General features: G+C 54.6%; 3 protein-coding genes. All 3 read right to left on the bottom strand.

Annotated features, from left to right (window positions below; all coding sequences use genetic code 11):
- Positions 1-93: 93 nt before the first annotated feature.
- Complete coding sequence (locus WM40_RS26125) at positions 94-1215, bottom strand: ParB/RepB/Spo0J family partition protein (protein WP_046154500.1); 1122 nt, start codon at positions 1213-1215, stop codon at positions 94-96.
- Positions 1216-1218: 3 nt separating this feature from the next.
- On the bottom strand, positions 1219-2349 hold the full coding sequence (locus WM40_RS26120) for a ParA family protein (RefSeq protein ID WP_157793806.1): 1131 nt from the start codon (positions 2347-2349) through the stop codon (positions 1219-1221).
- 150 nt (positions 2350-2499) lie between these two features.
- On the bottom strand, positions 2500-2850 hold the full coding sequence (locus tag WM40_RS32675; protein ID WP_413783830.1) for a DNA topoisomerase family protein: 351 nt from the start codon (positions 2848-2850) through the stop codon (positions 2500-2502).
- Positions 2851-2950 lie beyond the last annotated feature (100 nt).

The following is a 2950-nucleotide window of genomic DNA, read 5'->3' as shown; positions in this document are numbered from 1 at the left end:
GGAAATGTGTTTGCCATGGCATTCATATTGATTGCCATGGCTTCTTTAGCTGGGAGTGCCGACGCGAATGCTGGCAAATACCGCCCACACTGATTAAGCACGTGAGCCCTCCGCCTTCAGCTTTCTCAGCCGTTCCATAATGTCTTCAAGGAAGTCAGCGCTGTCGCTCGCAATGGCCTCCGATACTGCTTCAAATACGGTAGGAAGCACCCGACCTTTGTCATCAGAAAAAGCGTTTGTGTCAGTGACTTTGAATTCCAAAGCACCGTTCTCATACGTTCGGAATGACCCAACCTGAGCCTTGCCGGCTTTGATCGGAATGGCGAAGAGAGCCGATTTCCTAGGGCGTTTGTTATCCGCCTTAGAGCGCTCCTTCATGAAACTCTCAAGCAAGCGGCGGCTGAATTGCTCATCTACCACTTTTTGGCAGATATTGAGAATGTCTTCGTCTGATTCCCCGTTTTCGGCAAGTGGCGCAAGCACCGCAGCCACGGAGTAGGGGAACCGATCTGCATGAGCATGCATGAAATCAAGCACTGGCTCGCTGAACTTTGCGTATGCAATCATGCGTGAGACGGTAGCCGGGGAAACGCTCAACTCTGCCGCGACACGTCCTGGTGTCGCGAAATTGCCCTCGATTAGCTTGGCCCACTTAATGCCTTGGTCGATAGCAGAGATCTTGACTGTTTCGTCAGTCCGCTTGAACGATTCAAAGTAGAAGGCGGCTGGGTCAGCGGCATCTGCGTCCGCGTCAATGACCCAAGCTTCCTTCCTCTTTAATGCTTTTAACGCCCAGTACCGAGTTTCGCCGTCGAGTATGTAGTAGCGGCCTGGGACACTAGGGTTAGGAACAATCGCCAACGGCATGTGCTGCCGATCAGACGCGATGCTCGCGGCTATCTCATTGATGCGCGACGTGGGTCGATGGACCCGAGCGTTCCATTCGTGCGGCTCCAATAAATCCAAGGCTACAAATCGACCAGTATCATCTGGGGTCGCGAGGTCGCGGGCTTCTCGCGCTTGCGCAGCCACGGCATCGATCCGTGGCTCGGTCGATGCCGATTCGGCCTGCTGGGCCGAGTGCGCAAGGACATCATCCAGTGACTTTTTTGGGCCGACCGGTGGGGTGTTCAAAACCATCGACGATCGAGGCACCGTCGCGTCACGCGACCTAAGCGCTTTAACAAAATCGTCATCGCTAGAATGTTTAGCCATCGATCATACCCATTCTCTTGAGCAATGCGTCTGCGCATGCTTGTAGCTCAGCCGCCGCTTGGCTGCTTGGTTTTGCAGAACAAGTGGAAGGTCCGTCTCGCCATTTAGGGCTTTCGGGAAATCCTCACTTCGCCGAATTGACTGTTCTAGCCACGAGTCGGCATATTTTTGCGTGATAGTCATGAGCTGACCCATCACGCGAATCCGATGCGGATCAAAGAAGTTTCCGACGATCAGCAATTCAGGGCTTCTATCAAACTGCTCCTGCATTTCGGTTAAGACACTCGAAAGATAGGAAAGCGCTTTTGTCGAAAACTTCTCCATCGAAACCGGAGATATGACGAAGTCGGAGGCCAATAGGGCTCCCCGCGTAATACGGTTCTTCGCCGGGGCAGCATCGAACAAGATAACGTCATAGCCCGAGGTATCGAACGCCGCGTCCTTCTGAGCCGATCCATCGCGTATCAGCTTTGGAATCATGAGGTCGGGGCCACGGCCTTCCAGCGCTTCATAGGTCAGCATGGTATCGAGGCGATCAAGCGTCAGGTCCGCAGGAACCAGGTGAGGGCCACAATCCCCAAAGGGCTTTTTGATGGCGTCTTGAAGAGTTGCCCTACCGTTTGGTGAGGGGTAACTCGGCAGCAAATTGCCGAAATGATATTCGACTATCTTCGACAGACTGACACCAGTTTCGGACGCTTCTTCCCGGGTGAGCTCAGAATCGTATCCAAGGCTCAACGTAAGATTCGCTTGAAAATCCAAGTCTATGATCAGCGTTCGCAGGCCTTTCAACGCAAACAGGGTGCCGAGATTGCTGGCCAAAGTCGTCTTACCAACGCCGCCTTTCGGAGCGTAGACAGTGGCCACGACTTGCCGCTTTTTGGGGTTCTTAGAGCGCTTCGCGGCGCGATAACGAGCCAACTCAAAAATGTTCTCTACTGAGAACAGCCGAGTCTTAGGCCCCGATTCTTGCCGAGCGACGATAATTCCGGAGTCGTCGACCATCCGACGAACGGTGTCGTTGGTCGTAGCAAGAAGTTGCGCGACAGCTTGAACTTTGAACGGCTTCGTTATCACCCTAGTCCCCAGGATTGCAGTTTCTGGCATTTTCCACAAGAAAAAGCCAGTTTGCAAGGATTTTCATAGGATTCTATGTTTTTCTTTGCATATATGTTGGCATAGCTTTGCCAGCCCCTATCATTGAGTGGGATAGTTGCTTTCGATTCGATACTTTTTTGATGTGCAATGATCCGGCTGGGTGCCCAATTTCGGACCTTGTTTGATTCACGGAGAGGTCTGATTCCTCCATTTGAAGAAGCGGCAAGCCGGGAAGTGGGTGCAACCCAGAAAGGTGCGCGCCGTGTCTTTCTGCGAGCGCAGAACGAGCTGCCCCTTGCCGCATTGAGGGCACGAAGATCCGACGTTCAGGGCGGCAGCCTCAGCGCTCTTCGCTGGTGGCGCCGCCGCAGGCGCTGCTGTAACCCGCCTCGCTTGCTCCTTGTGTGCATCTGGTTGGCCTTCGACATCGGGTGACGTGTGCCGGCAGCTCGGAAACGTCGAGCATCCCCAAAACGCACCTCTTTGCGATTCGCGGCGGCGTAATGGCGCGCCGCACGCGGGGCAGGGATGTGCCACTGCGCTTGGCGCCACCGCCGTCGTCGGTCGGCTGTCTGTAGAGGCAGATGCCCGCGCGCCTGGCTTGCCGTCGACATCCGGAAGCGTCGTCTTGCAGCCA

This window comes from Robbsia andropogonis, assembly GCF_000970345.1.
Lineage (GTDB): Bacteria > Pseudomonadota > Gammaproteobacteria > Burkholderiales > Burkholderiaceae > Robbsia > Robbsia andropogonis.
This window is presented reverse-complemented; position numbering and strand designations above follow the sequence as displayed.